General features: G+C 68.7%; 16 protein-coding genes. 3 read left to right on the top strand and 13 right to left on the bottom strand.

Going from position 1 to position 18,073, the window contains the following annotated elements; genetic code table 11:
* Positions 1-4 precede the first annotated feature (4 nt).
* Both PHLH3_RS01475 and PHLH3_RS01480 read left to right on the top strand, forming a co-directional pair.
* Positions 5-886: an ABC transporter permease subunit gene (locus PHLH3_RS01475; RefSeq protein ID WP_173176769.1), complete on the top strand. Its 882-nt coding sequence runs from the start codon at positions 5-7 to the stop codon at positions 884-886.
* Positions 883-1,767, top strand: coding sequence for an ABC transporter permease subunit (locus PHLH3_RS01480; RefSeq protein ID WP_213627774.1), 885 nt, complete (start codon positions 883-885; stop codon positions 1,765-1,767). Before PHLH3_RS01475 ends, PHLH3_RS01480 begins: the two co-directional genes overlap by 4 nt.
* A 111-nt stretch (positions 1,768-1,878) precedes the next feature.
* Here the strand turns inward: PHLH3_RS01480 and PHLH3_RS01485 are convergent, their stop codons facing one another.
* From PHLH3_RS01485 to PHLH3_RS01545, 13 genes are all read right to left on the bottom strand, one after another.
* Positions 1,879-3,531 (bottom strand): GMC family oxidoreductase N-terminal domain-containing protein, encoded by a 1,653-nt coding sequence (locus PHLH3_RS01485; protein ID WP_213627776.1) that lies wholly within the window; start codon positions 3,529-3,531, stop codon positions 1,879-1,881.
* Positions 3,532-3,579: 48 nt separating this feature from the next.
* The gene (locus tag PHLH3_RS01490; protein ID WP_213627778.1) at positions 3,580-4,416 is read right to left on the bottom strand and encodes an ABC transporter ATP-binding protein; all 837 of its coding nucleotides are present in this window, start codon (positions 4,414-4,416) and stop codon (positions 3,580-3,582) included.
* Positions 4,404-5,207: an ABC transporter permease gene (locus PHLH3_RS01495; protein ID WP_213627780.1), complete on the bottom strand. Its 804-nt coding sequence runs from the start codon at positions 5,205-5,207 to the stop codon at positions 4,404-4,406. Before PHLH3_RS01495 ends, PHLH3_RS01490 begins: the two co-directional genes overlap by 13 nt.
* Before the next feature lie 10 nt (positions 5,208-5,217).
* Positions 5,218-6,201, bottom strand: coding sequence for an ABC transporter substrate-binding protein (locus tag PHLH3_RS01500; RefSeq protein WP_213627782.1), 984 nt, complete (start codon positions 6,199-6,201; stop codon positions 5,218-5,220).
* A 355-nt stretch (positions 6,202-6,556) separates the two neighbouring features.
* Positions 6,557-7,939, bottom strand: coding sequence for an aspartate aminotransferase family protein (locus PHLH3_RS01505; RefSeq protein WP_213627784.1), 1,383 nt, complete (start codon positions 7,937-7,939; stop codon positions 6,557-6,559).
* A 16-nt stretch (positions 7,940-7,955) separates the two neighbouring features.
* The gene (locus tag PHLH3_RS01510) at positions 7,956-9,389 is read right to left on the bottom strand and encodes an APC family permease (RefSeq protein ID WP_213627786.1); all 1,434 of its coding nucleotides are present in this window, start codon (positions 9,387-9,389) and stop codon (positions 7,956-7,958) included.
* Between the two features lie 122 nt (positions 9,390-9,511).
* Positions 9,512-10,564 (bottom strand): ABC transporter substrate-binding protein, encoded by a 1,053-nt coding sequence (locus PHLH3_RS01515; RefSeq protein WP_213627788.1) that lies wholly within the window; start codon positions 10,562-10,564, stop codon positions 9,512-9,514.
* Positions 10,565-10,710: 146 nt separating this feature from the next.
* Positions 10,711-12,201: an aldehyde dehydrogenase gene (locus tag PHLH3_RS01520; protein WP_213627790.1), complete on the bottom strand. Its 1,491-nt coding sequence runs from the start codon at positions 12,199-12,201 to the stop codon at positions 10,711-10,713.
* A gap of 425 nt (positions 12,202-12,626) precedes the next feature.
* Positions 12,627-13,073, bottom strand: coding sequence for a GNAT family N-acetyltransferase (locus PHLH3_RS01525; protein WP_213627791.1), 447 nt, complete (start codon positions 13,071-13,073; stop codon positions 12,627-12,629).
* 84 nt (positions 13,074-13,157) lie between these two features.
* Positions 13,158-14,321: an acetylornithine deacetylase gene (argE, locus tag PHLH3_RS01530; RefSeq protein ID WP_213627792.1), complete on the bottom strand. Its 1,164-nt coding sequence runs from the start codon at positions 14,319-14,321 to the stop codon at positions 13,158-13,160.
* The gene (locus PHLH3_RS01535; RefSeq protein WP_213627793.1) at positions 14,314-14,991 is read right to left on the bottom strand and encodes a DUF1028 domain-containing protein; all 678 of its coding nucleotides are present in this window, start codon (positions 14,989-14,991) and stop codon (positions 14,314-14,316) included. Before PHLH3_RS01535 ends, argE begins: the two co-directional genes overlap by 8 nt.
* Positions 14,992-15,001: 10 nt before the next feature.
* On the bottom strand, positions 15,002-15,430 hold the full coding sequence (locus tag PHLH3_RS01540; protein ID WP_173176567.1) for a RidA family protein: 429 nt from the start codon (positions 15,428-15,430) through the stop codon (positions 15,002-15,004).
* Positions 15,430-16,776: an NAD(P)/FAD-dependent oxidoreductase gene (locus tag PHLH3_RS01545; protein ID WP_213627794.1), complete on the bottom strand. Its 1,347-nt coding sequence runs from the start codon at positions 16,774-16,776 to the stop codon at positions 15,430-15,432. Before PHLH3_RS01545 ends, PHLH3_RS01540 begins: the two co-directional genes overlap by 1 nt.
* A 328-nt stretch (positions 16,777-17,104) precedes the next feature.
* On the opposite strand from PHLH3_RS01545, the gene PHLH3_RS01550 reads away from it, so the two are divergent.
* Complete coding sequence (locus PHLH3_RS01550) at positions 17,105-18,034, top strand: LysR substrate-binding domain-containing protein (protein WP_213627795.1); 930 nt, start codon at positions 17,105-17,107, stop codon at positions 18,032-18,034.
* The last annotated feature ends 39 nt before the right edge of the window (positions 18,035-18,073 follow it).

An 18,073-nucleotide genomic window follows, 5' to 3' on the forward strand; every position in this document is an offset into this window, starting at 1 on the left:
ACGCCTGCCCACGGGCCGGCACGCGGTGATCGGGATCCCGTTCCTCTGGCTGTTCCTGTTCTTCCTGCTGCCCTTCGCCATCGTGCTGAAGATCAGCTTCGCGGAAGCGGACGTCGCGATCCCGCCCTACACCGAGATCTACACCTGGGCCGACAACCAGCTGCAGATCGTCCTCAACCTCGGCAACTACTTCATGCTGAGCGAGGACGAACTCTACCTGGCCGCCTACCTCGGCTCGCTGAAGATGGCCTTCTTCAGCACCCTGCTGTGCCTGCTGATCGGCTACCCGATGGCCTACGCCATCGCCCGTGCCGGCAAGGAAGCGCAGACCGTGCTGCTGCTGCTGATCATGATGCCGACCTGGACCGCCATCCTCATCCGCGTCTACGCCTGGATGGGCATCCTCAGCAACAACGGCCTGCTCAACGGCTTCCTCATGGGCATCGGCCTGATCAGCGAACCGCTGCAGATCCTCAACACCAACACCGCGGTCTACATCGGCGTGGTCTATTCCTACCTGCCGTTCATGATCCTGCCGCTATACGCCAACCTGGTGAAGCACGACCAGAGCCTGCTGGAAGCCGCCTCGGACCTCGGTTCGAGCAACTTCAACAGCTTCTGGAAGATCACCGTGCCGCTGTCGAAGAACGGCATCATCGCCGGCTCCATGCTGGTGTTCATCCCGGTGGTGGGCGAGTTCGTGATCCCCGAACTGCTCGGCGGCCCGGAGACCCTGATGATCGGCAAGGTGCTGTGGCAGGAGTTCTTCAACAACCGCGACTGGCCGGTAGCGTCCGCGCTGGCAGTGGTGATGCTGGCGATCCTCATCGTCCCGATCATCCTGTTCAACCGTAACCAAGCCAAGGAACTGGAGGGCAAGGTATGAAGCGCTTCAGTTTCTCCAACGTGATGCTGTGGGTCGGCCTGCTGTTCATCTACCTGCCGATGCTGATCCTTGTGATCTACTCGTTCAACGCCTCCAAGCTGGTGACGGTCTGGGGCGGCTGGTCGGTGAAGTGGTACGTCGGCCTGCTCGACAACACCCAGCTGATGAACTCGGTGATGCGCTCCCTGGAGATCGCTTGCTACACCGCCATCGCGGCGGTGGCGCTGGGCACCCTGGCGGCCTTCGTCCTGACCCGCATCCCGCGCTTCCGTGGCCGTACGATGTTCGGCGGCCTGGTCACCGCGCCGCTGGTCATGCCCGAGGTCATCACCGGCCTGTCGCTGCTGCTGCTGTTCGTGGCCATGGCGCAACTGATCGGCTGGCCCCAGGAGCGTGGCATCGTCACCATCTGGATCGCCCACACCACCTTCTGCTCGGCCTACGTGGCCATCGTGGTGTCGGCGCGCCTGCGCGAGCTGGACCTGTCCATCGAGGAGGCCGCCATGGACCTCGGTGCGCGTCCATGGAAGGTGTTCCTGCTGATCACCATCCCGATGATCGCGCCGTCCCTGGCGGCAGGTGGCATGATGTCGTTCGCCCTGTCCCTGGACGACCTGGTGCTGGCGAGCTTCGTCTCCGGCCCCGGCTCCACCACCCTGCCGATGGAGGTCTTCTCCGCCGTGCGCCTGGGCGTGAAGCCGGAGATCAACGCCGTGGCCAGCCTGATCCTGCTGACCGTGTCGCTGTTCACCTTCTTCGCCTGGTACTTCAGTCGCCAGGCCGAGGAGCGCCGCAAGCGCGCCATCCAGGAAGCCATGGAATCCATGGCCGCCGAAGCCGCGTCCAGCAACAAGCGCCGCGCCGCCAGCCAACCGGCCTGACCGCGTGCCGCCAACGAGAAAGGCCACCTTCGGGTGGCCTTTTTCATTTCCGACAGGGTGGCGCGCCTCGCGTGGTGTGCGCACCGTCATCCCCGCGAACGCGGGGACCCACTAGACCGCTGCCACCGCCACCTCCTCCCGTGCATCGGCCTCGGCCGCCCCACCTTCCAGGATCAACTGCGCCGCCTTCTCGCCGATCATGATGCACGGCGCATTGGTGTTGCCGCTGACCAGGGTCGGCATGATCGACGCATCGGCCACGCGCAGGCCCTTCACCTCGCGCACCCGCAGTTGCGGGTCCACCACGCTCATGGCGTCCACGCCCATCTTGCAGGTGCCCACCGGGTGGAACACCGTGGCCGCGTGCTCGCGGATGTAGGCCATGAGCTGCTCGTCGCTCTGCACCTCGGCGCCGGGCAGCATCTCCCTGCCGCGCAGGCCATCGAAGGCGGCGTCGGCGAGGATGCGCCGCGCCAGGCGGATGCCCTCGATCAGCACCCGGGCGTCCTCTGGGTCGGCGAGGAAGTTGTAGTCGATCTCGATCGCCCCGCGCGCCTTCACCCGCAGCTCGCCGATGCTGCCGGGGCGCAGCACGCAGGTGTGCACCGCGTAGCCGTGGCCCCATTCGAACAGGCGGCCGCGATGGCTGCGGTAGCCCGGCACGAAGTGGAACTGCACGTCCGGCAGCGCGCCGGCCAGGGGCGTGCGGGCGAAGCCGCCGGCTTCCACGTAGTTGGTGGTCAGCCAGCCCTTGCGTTGCGCCAGGTACTTGAAGGGCGAGAGCAGCACGCTGGGCAGCGAGCCCCAGGAGAAGCCCAGGGTCAGCGGGCTCGGCGAGCGCACCGTGACCAGGCCGTCGAGGTGGTCCTGCAGGTTCTTGCCGACGCCGGGCAGGTCGACCTGCACCGCGATGCCCGCCGCCTCCAGCTCCGCCCGGGGGCCGATGCCGGAGGCCAGGAGCACCTGCGGCGAGCCGATGGCGCCGGCGGCGAGTATCACCTCGCGCCCGCACTCCAGGCGCAGTTCCGCGCCGTCGCGCTCGACCCGCACGCCCTGGGCGGCACCGTCCTCCAGCAGCAGCGACAGCACCGTGCAGCCGGTCAGCACCTCCAGGTTCGGCCGCTCGCGCACCGGCGCGACGAAGGCGCGGTAGCTGGACAGCCGCCGCGCGTCCTTCTGCGTCAGGTCGTAGATGCCGACGCCTTCGAGCTGGCCGCCGTTGAAGTCGTCGTTGCGCTTCAGGCCGATGGCCTCGGCGGCCTTGATGAACAGGTGCGACAGCGGATTGGGGTCGCGGGCGCGGTCCACCGCGAGCTCGCCGCGGGTGCCGTGGTAGGCCGGGTCCTGGCCCAGGCGGTTGCCCTCGGATTTCCTGAACAGCGGCAGCACCTCGCGCCAGCTCCAGCCGTCGCAGCCGAGTGCGGCCCAGCGGTCGTAGTCGGAGGCGTCGCCACGGATGTAGATCATCGAGTTCATCGAGCTGGAGCCGCCCAGCGCCTTGCCGCGCGGGCAGTGCAGCTGGCGGCCGTTGAGGCGCGTCTGGGGCGCGGAGAAGAAGTTCCAGCTGAAGCGCCGGCTCTTGTACAGGGTGATGGTGCCGGCCGGCGTCTGCACGCGGGGGCTGGCGTCACTGCCGCCGGCCTCGATCAGGCAGACGCGCACGGTGGGGTCGGCGCTGAGGCGGTTGGCCAGGACGCAGCCGGCCGATCCGGCGCCGACCACCAGGTAGTCGAAGCGCCGGGGCGATGGAGTCGAAGCGGGCATGGGGCCCTCCTTGCGGTGGTGCCGGGGCGGGCGCGCCGCCCCGGGCTGTCAGTGCATCTCTTCGAGGTCGTCGTGGAGCAGGCCGAGGATCTCGCGCTTCATCTCGATGAAGGCGCGGTCCATCACCATGTCCAGGTCGCGCGGGCGGGGGATGGGCACGTCGAGTTCGCGCTTGATGTGGCCGGGACGGGCGCCCATGACGTAGATGCGGTCGCCCAGCAGGATGGCTTCGTCGATGTCGTGGGTGACGAACACCACGGTCTTCTTGCTGTGCTCCCACACCCGCAGCAACAGCTTCTGCATCTGCATGCGGGTCTGGCTGTCGAGGGCGCCGAAGGGCTCGTCCATCAGCAGGATCTGCGGGTCGTTGGCCAGCGCGCGGGCGATCGCCACGCGTTGCATCATGCCGCCGGAGAGCTGCTTGGGGTAATGCCCGGCGAAGCTCGCCAGGCCCACCTCGGCCAGGTAGAAGTCGACGATCTCCTGGCGTTCGCCCTTGGGCATGCCCTTGCGCTTGAGGCCGAACTCGATGTTCTCGCGCACGCTGAGCCAGGGGAACAGGGTGTAGCCCTGGAACACCATGCCGCGGTCGGCACCCGGCCCCTCGACGAGCTTGCCGCCCACGTGGATCTCGCCTGAGGTGGGCTCGGCGAGGCCGGCGGTGAGGTACAGCAGGCTCGACTTGCCGCAGCCGGAGGGCCCCACCAGCACGGCGAACTGCTGGTCCGGCACGCTCAGGGAGACGTTCTCCAGCGCGGCGAAGGTCTGTCCGCCCGGGCTCTGGTAGCGCAGGCAGACGTTGTCCACGCGCAGGCGCTCGGCGGGGTTCGCGGGCAGCGCAGGCGCGGCCACGGATTGGTTGTGCATGGCTGCTACTGCGCCCATGAGGCCACCTTCAGTCGGAGGAGTCGGAACAGTTGGTCGGTCACCAGCCCGAGCAGGCCGATGATGGCGATGGCGAGGAAGATCACGTCCACCTGGAAGCCGCGCATGGCCTTCAGGCTGATGTAGCCCAGGCCGCTGCTGGCGGCGACCAGCTCGGCCACCACCAGGTAGGTCCAGGCCCAGCCCATGGTCACCCGCAGGGTGTCCAGCACGCCGGGCAGGGAGGCCGGGCCGAGCACGTGCAGCACCACGTCGCGGCGGCTCGAACCCAGGGTGTAGGAGGCGTTGATCAGGTCCCGCGAGACGCCCTTGGAAACGTCCGCGATCATCACCAGCTGCTGGAAGAACACGCCGAAGATGATCACCGTCACCCGCTGCTCCAGGCCGATGCCGATCCACAGGATGAACAGCGGCACGAAGGAGGTCACCGGCAGGTAGCGGACGAAGTTCACCAGCGGCTCGAGGAAGGCCTGGACGATGCGGAAGCTGCCCATCAGCAGCCCCAGCGGCACCGCCACCAGGGACGACACCGCGAAGCCGATGAGCACCACCTCGACACTCGCCAGCACGTGCTTGCCGAGGGTGCCGTCGCCGGCCAGGCGCGCGGCCGCCTCCAGCACCGCGCCCGGGGTGGGCAGGAACATCACCGGCACCACGCCGCCGTAGGAAAGCCCGGCCCAGAGGCCGAGCACCAGCAGCCAGCCGAGGCTGCCCGCACCGAGTATCAGCTTCGCCGGCAGCTCGACCTTGGGGGTCAGGCAGCGGTTCAGCCAGGAGTGTCGAGAGGCCATGGTCTTCCCCTTACTGGCTGACGAAGCGGGTGTCGACGAGATCGTCGTAGCTGACCTCGTAGCGCTTGCCCTGCAGGGCGCTCCAGGTCTCGTTGGCCAGGCGGATCACGCCCTTGATGTCACCGGGCTTGCCGGGCACGCCGAGCAGCCCCTCGCTCATGGCCTGGTCGTAGAAGCGCACGCCCTTGGCCGCGTTGGCCAGCTCCACCGGGTCGGCCAGGTAGCCGCCGACGCCCTTGGCCATGATCTCGTGGGCCTTCTCGGGGTTGTCCTTGGTGAACTGCACGGCCTTGTACAGGCCCTTGACCAGCGCCTTCACGTCCTCGGGCTGCTTGTCGATCACGTCGCAGGAGAGCGCCACCACGTCGACGATCACGCCGGGGGTCTTGCTGCTGTCGATGAGCACCTTGCCTTCCCCCTTCTGGCGCACCAGCGACAGGTGCGGCTCCCAGGTCACGGCGGCGGGCACGCGGCCGGCGATGAAGGCGGTGGCGGCGTCGTCGGCCGTCATGTTCTGGATATCCAGGTCGGCCATGGTCATGCCGTTGTGCTTGAGCAGGTAGGACAGCCAGAACTGCGAGACCGAGCCCTCGTTGACCGCCACCGACTGGCCCTTGAGCTCCTTCAGGCTGGTGACCCCGTTGCCCACCAGCACGCCGTCGCCGCCGTAGCTCTCGTCCAGCGCGGCGACCGCCTTGAAGCAGAAGTCCTTGGAGCGGTACTTGAGGATCTCGTCGATGGTCGAGGCCGAGCCGGAGAGCTTCCCGGAGGCCTGGGCGGCCATGTACATCGAGGCTTCCTCGATGGTGGTCAGCTCGACATCCAGGCCCTGCTCCTTGAAGTAGCCGAGATCGCGAGCCAGGTACAGCGTGCCGTAGCCGACCCAGGTGGTGTGGCCGATGGACAGGGTGCCCGCCTGCGCGCCGGCGGCGGAGAACGCCAGCGCGGTGCAGGCGAGGGGAAGGGTGAAGCGACGAAGCAAGGACTGGATCATTGGAACACTCCCGCAGCCTATGGGCTTAGTTGTTGGATTGCTGGGCAGTACCGGCCAGGGGCCAAATTCGTTCCGCGCCCCGGCCTGCGTGGGCCTGGGGTCCTGTTCTGCTGCGGCTCCCTCCATGGGCCGTGGGGCGGTCGGTGCGTCGTGCGGTGCCGCGCCGTGGAGCGGGACCGGGTCATCGCGGCGCCGGCCTAGAGGGCCGCCACCTGCACGCTGTTCTCCGCTTCGTAGGGTGGGCTTCAGCCCACCGTTTCCTCCTGCACCGGGGCCTGGAGGCGGCCCCGGTTCATCTGTTGTATCGCTGGTGGGCTGAAGCGGAGCGCCGCCCGGCCCACCCTACGGTTCTTGCTCAGCCGCGGCCGATCTCCTGCGCCGTGCGCTCCACCGCGCGGCGGGTCTTGTCCACCAGCTCGTCCAGCTCGGCGCGGGTGGCCACCAGGGCCGGCGCCATGATCATCCGGCCCAGGGTGGAGCGGATGATCACGCCCTCCTCGAAACCGAGGGTGCGGCAGCGCCAGGCGATGTCGTTCTCGTTGTCGAAGCGCTTGCGCGTGGCCTTGTCCTGGACGAACTGCAACGCCGCCACCAGGCCGGTGCCCTGCACCTCGCCGATCAGCGGATGGTCGGCGAAGACCTCGCGCAGGCACTGCTGCAGGTAGGGGCCGGTGTCGTTCTTCACCTGGGCGACCACGCCCTCGTCGCGCAGCGCCTTGAGGTTGGCGATGGCCACGGCGGCGGCCACCGGGTGCCCGGAGTAGGTCAGGCCGTGGGCGAACACGCCGCCCTGTTCCACCAGCACCTCGGCGATGCGCTTGCCCAGCACCAGGCCGCCCATGGGCACGTAGCCGGAGGTCAGGCCCTTGGCGATGGACAGGGTGTCGGGCTGGAAGCCGAAGTGCTGGTGGGCGAACCATTCGCCGGTGCGGCCGAAGCCGCCGATCACCTCGTCCGCGCACAGCAGCACGTCGTACTGGCGGCAGATGCGCTGGATCTCCGGCCAGTAGGACTCCGGCGGGAAGATCATCCCGCCCGCGCCCTGGAAGGGCTCGGCGATGAAGCCGGCGACGTTCTCGGCACCCAGTTCGAGGATCTTCTCCTCCAGCTGGCGGGCGCAGCGCAGGCCGAACTCGGCCGGCGTCAGGTCGCCGCCCTGGGCGAACCAGTAGGGCTCGTCGATGTGGGCGACGTCGGGGATCAGCCCGCCCATCTCGTGCATGAACTTCATCCCGCCCAGGGCGGTGGCCGCCAGGGTGGAGCCGTGGTAGCCGTTCCAGCGGCCGATCATCACCTTCTTCTGCGGCTGGCCGAGGATCTGCCAGTAACGACGCACGGTGCGGATCAGCACCTCGTTCGCCTCGGAACCGGAGTTGGTGTAGATCGCGTGGCTGTAGTGGCCGGGCAGCAGGCTGAAGAGCAGCTCGGAGAGTTCCACCACCGCCGGGTGGGTGGTGTGGAAGAACATGTTGTAGTAAGGCAGCTGCTCCAGCTGGCGGGCGGCGGCGGCGGCCAGGTCCTTGCGGCCATAGCCCAGGTTGGTGCACCACAGGCCCGACATGCCGTCGAGGTAGCGCTTGCCGTCGTTGTCCCACAGGTACAGGCCCTCGCCCCGGGTGATCACGCGCGGGCCTTCGGCATTCAGTGCCTTCTGGTCGAGAAAGGCATGGATGTGGTGCGCGGCATCGGCCGCCTGGTAGTCCTCGGTACTGCGCTGCGGGGTGATGGGAGCGTTCATGGTCTTCTCCTGCTCGTCAAAGTGGTTCGGGGGAAAGGGCGGCGCGGGTCAGCGGCGCCGGCTCGGAAGGGGTCAGCGGCTCGGGCACGAACAGCGGCTTGTCCATCACCAGCCTGATCCAGGCCACGGCGATCACCGAGATCAGGCCGAGCACCACGCCGGCGGTGGCGAAGATCTTCGCGGTCATCTCCGGGGTCGGCGAGACGTGGTAGATGGCAAAGAGCATGCCGGCGATGCCGAGCACCTGGGGCCAGGGATAGAAGGGCGAGCGGAACGGCCGCGCGATGTGCGGGTAGCGGCGGCGCAGGGCGATCACATCGATGTGCACGATGATGTAGGCCAGCAGCCAGGCCAGCGCGGCGGCCAGCAGCAACAGGCTGATGGCGTCCGGGTCCTGGCCGAGCAGCAGGATCGGCAGGCCGGTGATGGCGGCGATGAACAGCACCGCCACCCAGGGCGTGCGGGCGCGGCGGCTGAGGCGCTTGAACTGCGGGAAGGCCTGGCCGTTCTGCGCCATGCCGTAGAGCATGCGCGGCAGCGCGGCCAGGGAGGAGTTGACCGTGCTGCAGGTGGCGGTCACCGCGGCGGCCACCAGGAACAGCTTGCCGGCCTCGCCGAACACGGTGGTGGCGAAGAGGAAATGCGGCAGCGGGTCGGCCGCCAGTTGCTCGCGGGGGATGCACAGCAGCGCGCCGAGGCAGTAGAGGACGATGATGCCGAAGATCAGCGTGAGGCCGATGATCATCGAGCGCGGGATGTTGCGCTCCGGGCGGCGCGTCTCCTCCACCAGGGGGCAGACGAACTCGGCGCCGACGAAGCCCCAGATGGCCATGGCCGCCAGGGTCAGCGCGCCGGCTTGCAACGGGTTCCAGCCCTGGTCCAGGGGCGTCGTGGTGGAGGCCAGGTCGCTGCCGACGGCACCCAGCCCGAGGGCCAGCAGGCTCACCACCATCACCAGCGCCAGGGCGCTCTGCAGGCGGGCGAAGACGTCGATGCCCAGCAGGTTGAAGCCGGTGAACAGGGCGAGCACGCCATAGGCCACCAGCATCGGCGGCAACGCGCCGGGGTAGACCTTGCCGATGATCAGGTCGAGCAGCAGCAACTCGGCGGAGAGGGCGAACATCGCCACCACCATGTAGCCCGAGAAGGTGGCGAGGATGGCCGGGAAGTGGCCGATGGCGACTTCGGTGTAGCTGCTCAGGCTGCCGGCGCGGGGGATCATCAGCGAGAGTTCGGAGAACGACAGGGCATAGGTCAGCGCCAGCAGGTAGGCGATGCCCAGGGGAATGATGAAGCCCAGCCCGGCCAGGCCGGCGCCTTGCAGCATCAGCACCATCACACCCTGGGACACCACCAGGCCGACGGCGACCGCCACCAGCGGGCCCAGTCCGAGGACGCGGCGCAGGCCGCCCGATTGCCCCGTGGCAGGGATGGAAACACTCGCACTCATGACGCTCTCCCGATCTTCTTGTTATCCGCCTGCGGCTCAGGGGCCGCCGGCTGGTGTGACGGGTGCACCCGTCGTTCAGCCCCGCCCGCGCGGGGCTGAACCCGCGTGGGCTAAGCCATGGCTCAGCGTGCCGCCCAGGCGTTGAAACGTTCCTCCAGCTCCTCGCCGTGGTTGACCCAGAACTCCGCATCCACCAGCTGCGCCTCGGCGAGGTTCGCCGGCGCGGTGGGCAGTTGTGCCTGGGTGGCCGCGGGCAGCTGCGCCAGGGCCTCCCGGCTCACCGGCCCGTAGGGGATCTGGCTGGAGAACTGCTTCTGGGGCCCGGCCTGGCTGGCGAAGGCGATGAAGCGCTCGGCCAGTGCCTTGTTAGGGCTGCCGCGGACGATGGCCCAGTGGTCCGGGTCGTAGAGGTTGCCGTTCCACACGATGGCGAGCGCGGAGCCCTCCTTCTGCGCGGCGGCGATGCGACCGTTGTAGGCGGCGGACATCACCACGTCGCCGGCCGCCAGCCACTGCGGCGGTTGCGCACCGGCCTCCCACCACTGGATGTGCGGCTTGATCTGGTCGAGCTTGGCGAAGGCGCGGGTGACGCCTTCCGGGGTCGCCAGCACGCTGTACAGGTCCTCGCGCTTCACCCCGTCGGCCAGCAGCGCCGCTTCCAGGGTGTACTTGGCGCCCTTGCGCAGGCCGCGCTTGCCGGGGAAGCGCTCGAGGTCCCAGAAGTCGGCCCAGGAGGTGGGCGCCGCCGCCAGCTTGCCGGCGTCGTAGGCCAGCACCATGGACCACACGTAGCTCGCCACGCCGCACTCGCTCAGGGTGCCGGGCATGAAGCTCGCGGCATCGCCGAGCAGGGCCGGGTCGATGGGCTCGAACAGGCCTTCCTCGCAACCGCGCAGCAGCTCGGGGCTCTCCACCTCCACCACGTCCCAGCTGACCTGGCCGATATCGACCATGGCCTTCACCTTCGACAGCTCGCCGTTGTATTCGCCGGCCACCACCCTGGCCGCGCCGCTCTGCTCGAACGGCCTGAAGTAGGCGGCGTCCTGGGCGGCCTTGGTGGCGCCACCGAAGGAGATCACGGTTAGCTTCGCGGGCTGGGCCTGGGCGATGCCGAGGGTGGTGAGCAGGGCCAGCCCGAAGGCCGTGGACAGGGTGGGACGCAAGGATCTGGACATGAGAACTCCCTCACTACTTTTCAGTCGTGTTCAGTTGTCGAGGCAGTTGTGGCCCTGGGGCCGGGGCTCCGCGCGTGCACGGGCGCGGATGGTTTTCTTGTCATGGCGGCCGCGCGGCGAGGCGCGGCCGGGTCGTCGTCGCGACCTCAGCGCAGCTGGAACCAGGTGGTCTTCAGCTGGCTGTACTTGTCGAAGGAATGCAGCGAGAGGTCGCGCCCGAAACCCGATTGCCGGCCGCCGCCGAAGGGCACGGTGACGTCCAGCGCGTCCACGGTGTTCACCGACACGGTGCCCGCCTTGAGCGCGCGGGCGATGCGGTGGGCACGGTGCAGGTCGTCGCTCCACATCGAGGCGGCCAGGCCGTAGACGCTGTCGTTGGCGAGGCGGATGGCTTCCTCCTCGCTGTCGAAGGCGCTGATGGCCAGCACCGGGCCGAAGACCTCCTCGCGCGCCAGGGTCATGTCGCTGCGCACATCGGCGAAGACGGTGGGCTCGACGAAGTTGCTCGAGCCGTTGAAGCTCAGGCGCCGGCCACCGGCCAGCAGCCGCGCGCCCTGGCCCTGGGCGCCCTCGATGAAGCCCATGACGCGGCCGGTCTGCGCGGCATCGACGATGGCGCCGGCACGGCTGGCCGGGTCCAGCGGGTCGCCGGGCATCCAGTCGCGGGCCTTGGCCAGCAGGCGCTCGATGAATTCGTCCTGGATGGAGCGCTGCACGTAGAGGCGCGAGTTGGCCGAGCACACCTCGCCCTGGTTGAAGAAGATGCCGAAGGCGGCCTTCTCGGCGGCCAGGTCGAGGTCGCGGCAGTCCTCGAACACCAGGTTCGGGCTCTTGCCACCGCACTCCAGCCAGACCTGCTTGAGGTTGGACTGGGCCGAATAGCCCATGAAGTACTTGCCCACCTGGGTGGAACCGGTGAACACCAGGCAGTCCACGTCCGGGTGCAGGCCGAGGGCGCGGCCGGCGCTCTCGCCCAGGCCCGGCACCACGTTGAGCACGCCCTCGGGGATGCCGGCCTCCAGGGCCAGTTCGCCCAGGCGCAGGGCGGAGAAGGGCGACTGCTCGGCGGGCTTGAGCACCACGCTGTTGCCGGCGGCGAGCGCCGGGGCCAGCTTCCAGGCGGCCATGTCGAGGGGGAAGTTCCAGGGCACCACGGCGGCGACCACGCCCAGCGCTTCGCGGGTGATGGTGGCCAGGGTTCCGGGGGCGGTGGGCGCCACCTGGTCGTAGAGCTTGTCCAGCGCCTCGCCGTACCAGGCGAAGACGTTGGCGGCACCGGGCACGTCGATGCTGTAGGCGTCCATCACCGGCTTGCCCATGTCGAGGGAGTCCAGCAGGGCCAGCTCCTCGCGGTGGGCCAGCATCAGCTCGGCCAGGCGCAGCAGCACCTTCTTGCGCTCCACCGGCGCCATGCGTGCCCAGGGACCCTGCTCGAAGGCGCGGCGGGCGCTGCGCACGGCGAGGTCCACCTCGGCCTCGCCGCAGGCGGCGACGCGGGCCAGGAGCTGGTTGGTCGCGGGGTTGATGGAATCGAAGGTGGCGCCGGATGCGGCGGATACCAGGCGGCCGTCGATGAGCGCCTGGTCAATGAATGCTTGCCGGGCAGCTCGCTGCTGCCAATAGCCGAGATCGAACACGCTGCACTCCCACTCGACCGTCTTCGCGGTCTGGTTGTTATTCGTGACTGGGCCTGATGGTGCGACAGAGTTCGGCTGAGGAAAATTATTAAAAATATGCTCGGTGGATAAGAAAAAGCTCGGTAGCGCAAGCACGCGCGCAGCGCCCTCCCGCCCTTGGCTCCAGCCTGGGGCGGCGGGCCTGCAGGGTGCGCCATAGGGGTGCGAAAACACCGGAAAAAAGGGACGCCTGTACGGGCGAATTCATTCGCCCACCGTTCCACCCAGCGTGCAGGCCGCTTCTTGTTCGTGGGAGCGGATTCATCCGCGATGAGCTCACCGACGCATCGTCGGTGGGCTGAAGCCCACCCTACGGCCGTTGGCGAACAGCCGGTGGGCTGAAGCGGAGCGCCGCACGGCCCACCCTATGGCCGTGCCTGGCCCGGCTAGGTGACCCGCAACTCCATCGGCTGGTAGGTGAGCCCGGCGAATTCGCCTGTCTCACCGCTGCACTGGAAGCCGTAGCGCAGGTACGCGCCCACCGAGGTCAGCGAGGCCCGGACCGTGATCGCATCCACCCGGGCGTGTGCGGTCATCGCCTTCACCAGTGCCTGGCCGATGCCCTGGCGCTGGTGCTGGGGGTCGATGAACAACATGGCCAGGTGGCGACCTTCCTTGAGTTCGAGAATGCCGCGGAGCGAGCCGGCCACTTCGTAGACCAGCATCAGGTTGTCGCCCTGCAAGCGCTGCAGGAAGGCCTCGGCGGCGGCCACCTTGGCGAAGGTCTCGACACCTTGCGCGGGCAGCGTGGGCGCGACCGAAGCATTGAAGGCCGCCATGCACAGCGCGCTGACTGCATCGATGTCCGCCGGCGCCATCTTCCTGATCACCATTCTTCGCTCCTTCGTCCTTGTGGCATGGCCGGCCACGTTAGCACCGGGCGCCATCCGGGCTGAAGCGTTGTGTCGGGCGGTGGATCAGCCCGGGTTCTCCAGGTAGTCGGCCAGGCGCAGGAGCATGGCGTCGCAGGCGTGGAGCTGTTCGAGGCTGATGAACTCGTCGGGCTTGTGCCCCTGGTCCATGCTGCCGGGGCCGCAGACCACGGTGGGGATGCCGGCCTGGTCGAACAGCCCGCCCTCGGTGCCGAAAGCGACCGTGCCGAATTCGCTGGAGCCGGCGATCCGCGCCAGCAGCCGCGCGGCGTCGCTGTCGGGAGGAGTGGCGAGGCCGGGGTAGGCGCTCAGGCTCTGCAGCCGGATGGCCGTGTCGGGCTGCACCGCCTGCATCTTCGGCAGCAGCTCGGACTCGGCGTAGCGCTGCAGTTCATCCGCCACCTGCTGGGCATCGAAGCCGGGCAGGGCGCGGACCTCGAAGTCGAACTCGCATTCCGCCGGGACTATGTTCAGCGCCCGGCCGCCCTTGATCAGGCCGGTCTGCACCGTGGAGAAGGGCGGGTCGAAGCGCGGGTCGTGGTGCTCGATGCGGGCCAGCCGCGTGCCGATATCGCCCAGCTTTCCGATCAGCCGCGCGGCGTATTCGATGGCGTTGACGCCATGGGGGGCATAGGCGGAATGGCAGGCGGCGCCCTGCACCTGGCAGCGCATGGCCAGCTTGCCCTTGTGGCCAAGCACCGGCCTGAGTTCGGTGGGCTCGCCGATCAGGCACAACAGCGGCTTGTGCGGGCGCTTCTCCAGCTCGGCGAGCATGCTGCGCACGCCGAGGCAGCCGACTTCCTCGTCATAGGAGAAGGCCAGGTGCACCGGCACCTGGAGCGGGCGTTCGAGGAAGCGCGGCACCGCCGCCAGCACGGACGCGATGAAGCCCTTCATGTCGGCGGTGCCGCGCCCGTAGAGGCGGCCGTCGCGCTCGCTCAGGCGGAAGGGCGGAAGGGTCCAGGCCTGCCCGTCCACCGGCACCACGTCGGTGTGCCCGGACAGCACGACGCCACCCCGCTCGCGCGGGCCGAGGGTGGCGAAGAGGTTGGCCTTGGTGCCTTCCGGGTTGTGGAACAGCTCGCTGTCCACGCCGAAGCCGGCGAGGTAGTCGCGGATGAAGGCGATCAGCTCCAGGTTGGAGTCCCGGCTGACGGTGGCGAAGCCGATCAGCCGCTCCAGCAGGTCGCGGCTGCTCGCCTCACTCATCGCCGGGTACCCCGTAGCTGGGCGCTGCCGTCGGGTCCAGGGCGCGGGTGATGTAGTCCTGCATCTGCGGGCGGTAGGCTTGCCAGAGGCCGTCGAGGCGGCCGATGGGGTCCTCGTCCGCCCAGTCCACGCGCAGGTCGACGATGGGCCAGGTGAGGTCGTCCACCACCTTGAGCGCCGCCGAATGCACCGGGCCGGCCTCGCCCCCGGCGGCCATCGCCGCGTGCATGGCCGCCAGCAGCCGGTCGGCCAGGAGGCCCGGTGCGTTTTCGAAGGCCTGCACCATGGCGTCGATCACCCCGGTGCCCGAGAGCAGGTTGCCGGCCGCCACGCATTGCTCGCCGGCAACCGCGTTGTGCAGGCCCAGGGCTTCCTTGCCGCTGAACAGGGCGGTGCGGCCCTGGCCGTCGATCACCGTCACCTGGCGGTACTGGCTCCAGCCGTTGGCGTGCAGCGCCCGGTCCAGGGCGGCGGCGGGGTCGAGGTGCTGGTGCTCCAGCAGGTCGAGGATCTGCGGGCCGAGGGCCGGCAGGGTGACGTTCTGGGTGGCCACCGCGCCGACACCGGCGCGCAGCCAGGGGCAGCGGGCGCCGACGGCGATGCTGGAGGAGCTGATGGCGATGCCCAACTGCCCGGTTTCCGCGCAGCGGCCGATGATCGAGAAAGTCATGGGTCGCTCCTCAGCGCTGCGGCTGCCAGTCGTCCGGGATCACCGCGATCACGTCGATCTCCATCAGCCACTGGGGCTGCCCCAGGGCCGAGACCACCAGGCCGGTGGAGATGGGGAACACGCCCTTCAGCCACTTGCCCACTTCCTGGTAGACCGGTTCGCGGTAGCGCGGGTCGACCAGGTAGGTGGTGGTCTTGACGATGTGCGAGAGGTCGCTGCCGGCTTCCTCCAGCAGTTGCTTGAGGTTCTTCATGGCCTGCTCGGTCTGCGCGCGCGGGTCGCCCAGGCCCACCAGGTTGCCGTCGAAGTCGGTGCCGACCTGGCCGCGCACGTACACGGTATTGCCGGCGCGCACGGCCTGGCAGAGGTCGTTGTCCAGGGACTGGTTGGGGTAGGTGTCCTTGGTGTTGAACATGCGGATGCGGGTATGGGTGGGCATCAACTTACTCCCATGATGCTGGCTTTCTGGGCGGGCGAACCGGCCTGCGGGGCCCTGGGGCTGCCGTTCAGGCCGCCTTCCTGCTGGCGCTGCGAGGCGTCGCGGTAGGCGAGGTACTTGCGTTGGGTGGCGATGTGGTCGGCGATGTGCTTGGCGTCGTGCCATACGCCCCAGATGAAGGTGGAGCCCCGGCGTGACAGCCAGGGCAGCCCGACGAAATACACGCCCGGTTCGCTGGAGACGCCGCGCTGGTGGCGGGGCTTGCCCTGGTCGTCGAAGGCGTTCACCTGCAGCCAGCTGAAGTCCACGGAGTAGCCGGTGGCCCAGATGATCGAGGTGACGCCGGCGGCGGCCAGGTCCAGTTCGAGCAGCGGATGGGTGATGCATTCCGGGTCCGGCCGCTTGCGGCGCGCCTCGGGCTCCTCCGGCAGGTCGAGGCCGTTGCGGGCGATGTAGGCATCGGCGGCATCCAGCAGCGACAGGTAGTTCTCGTCGCCCCGGGCGATGTTCTCGGCCAGGTCGTCATTGAATTTCGCCACCCCGTTCTCGAAGGATTTCGTCAGCCCCACCAGGGTGATGCCCTGGCTGGCCAGGTCGCGGAAGTCCACGGTGTGGCCACCCCGGGCGCCGCTGACGGCGATGGTGACGTGCTCGCGGCCCGGTTGCGCGGCTTCCGCGTCCCACAGGCCGAGTACGCCCAGCCACCAGCAGAAGTCGCGGTTGCGGTAGCTGCGTGGCGGCCGGTCGTGGGCGCCCACCGAGAGGTAGACCTTGCGCCCGGCCCGCATCAGCTCGTCGGCGATCTGTACGCCGGAGGAGCCGCCCCCGACCACCAGCACGGCGCCTGCGGGCAATTGTTGCGGGTTGTGGTAGGCGGCGGAGTGGATCTGGTGGAGCGTGCCCTGCGTCGGGGCGATGGCCGGGATCACCGGGCGTTGGAAGGGGCCGGTGGCGGAGACCACGCGGTTGGCCTGGATCACGCCGATGGAGGTCTCGACGGTGAAGCCCGGGCGGTCGGGGTTGCGCACCACCTTCTTCACCTCGACGCCGGTGCGGATCGGCGCGTTGATCTGCCGGGCGTAGGCGACGAAGTAGTCCGCCACCTGCTCCTTGCCGGGGAACTCATCCGGGCCGACGTCGAATTCCATGCCCGGGAAGCGGTCGTGCCAGGCCGGGCCGTTGGCCACCAGCGAATCCCAGCGCCCGCTGCGCCAGGCTTCGGCGATGCGGCTGCGTTCCAGTACCAGGTGCGGTACGCCGAGCTTGCCCAGGTGTTCGCTCATGGCCACGCCGGCCTGTCCCGCGCCAACGACGAGCGTATCGATTTCTATGGTTTCAACGGTCATGTGTCTGTCCTTCTGCAAGGCGATTCGCGGTTGTCGGGCGGTGCTGCGGGGCGGGACGGGGGCGAGGCGCGAGGTGGCCGGGGGCGGACAGGCTGCACTTGCTCGCCGACCGTCTGCGCGGTCCGGGCTTCGTGAGTCGAGTGCAGCGGATGGTGCGATAGAGCTCGGCCGAGGAAAATTATTAAAAATATGCTCGGTGGATAAGAAAAAGCTCGGCAGCGCGGCAGCCCATGCCGCGATGCCTGGGGTATGTTTCGCAGGGACGATCCCCGCCCACAACAAGCTGCCCGGCCATGACCGCAGGTGGCACGCGACGCCGAGGTGCCCCGTGGCGAACTACACCCTGCGACAACTCAAGTACTTCGTGACGACCGTGGAGTGCGGCAGCGTGGCCGAGGCGTCGCGCAAGCTGTACATCGCGCAGCCGTCCATCTCCACCGCCATCAAGGGGCTGGAGGAGAGCTTCGGCGTGCAGTTGTTCATCCGCCATCACGCCCAGGGCGTGTCGCTCACCCCCAGCGGCTCGCGCTTCTACCGCAAGGCCCAGGACCTGCTGCGCATGGCCTGGGAATTCGAGCAGAACGCCCTGGCGGTGAACGACGTGGTGGCCGGGCAGATCGACATCGGCTGCTTCGAGACCGTGGCGCCGCTCTACCTGCCGGGGCTGATCGCGGGCTTTCGCGAGCGCTACCCGGGCGTGGAGATCCGCATCGGCGATGGCGAGCAGCAGGAGCTGGTGCAGGGCCTGACCGCCGGGCGCTTCGACCTGGCGATCCTCTACCAGCACGAGCTCGACGCCACCATCGAGACCGACCCGCTGATGCCGCCGCAGCGGCCCTACGCGCTGCTGCCGGAGAACCACCGCTTCGCTCGCCAGTCCCAGGTGTCGCTGCGCGACCTGGTGCTGGAACCGATGATCCTGCTCGACGTGCAGCCGAGCCGGACCTACTTCGTCAGCCTGTTCGAGGAGCTCGGCCTGAGCCCCAACATCGGCTTCAGCTCGCCCTCCATCGAGATGGTGCGCGGCATGGTGGGGCAGGGCTTCGGCTTCTCGGTGCTGGTCACCCGGCCGCACTCCGAGTGCACCTACGACGGCAAGAAGGTGGTGATGGTGGACATCGCCGAGCCCGTCACCGGCTCCGGCCTGGTGGCCGCGTGGCTCAAGCGCGCGCAGCTGACCAAGCCGGCGCAGCTGTTCGTCGACTACTGCAAGGAGCACCTGCCCGGCGGCAGCGCGCCAACAGTTTCCCCGGGCTGAAGCCCGGGCTACCGGTTGACCATCGGTGGGAGCGAATTC

Origin of the sequence: Pseudomonas sp. Pc102 (assembly GCF_018408275.1) — a bacterium.
Classification (GTDB): Bacteria; Pseudomonadota; Gammaproteobacteria; order Pseudomonadales; family Pseudomonadaceae; genus Metapseudomonas; species Metapseudomonas tohonis.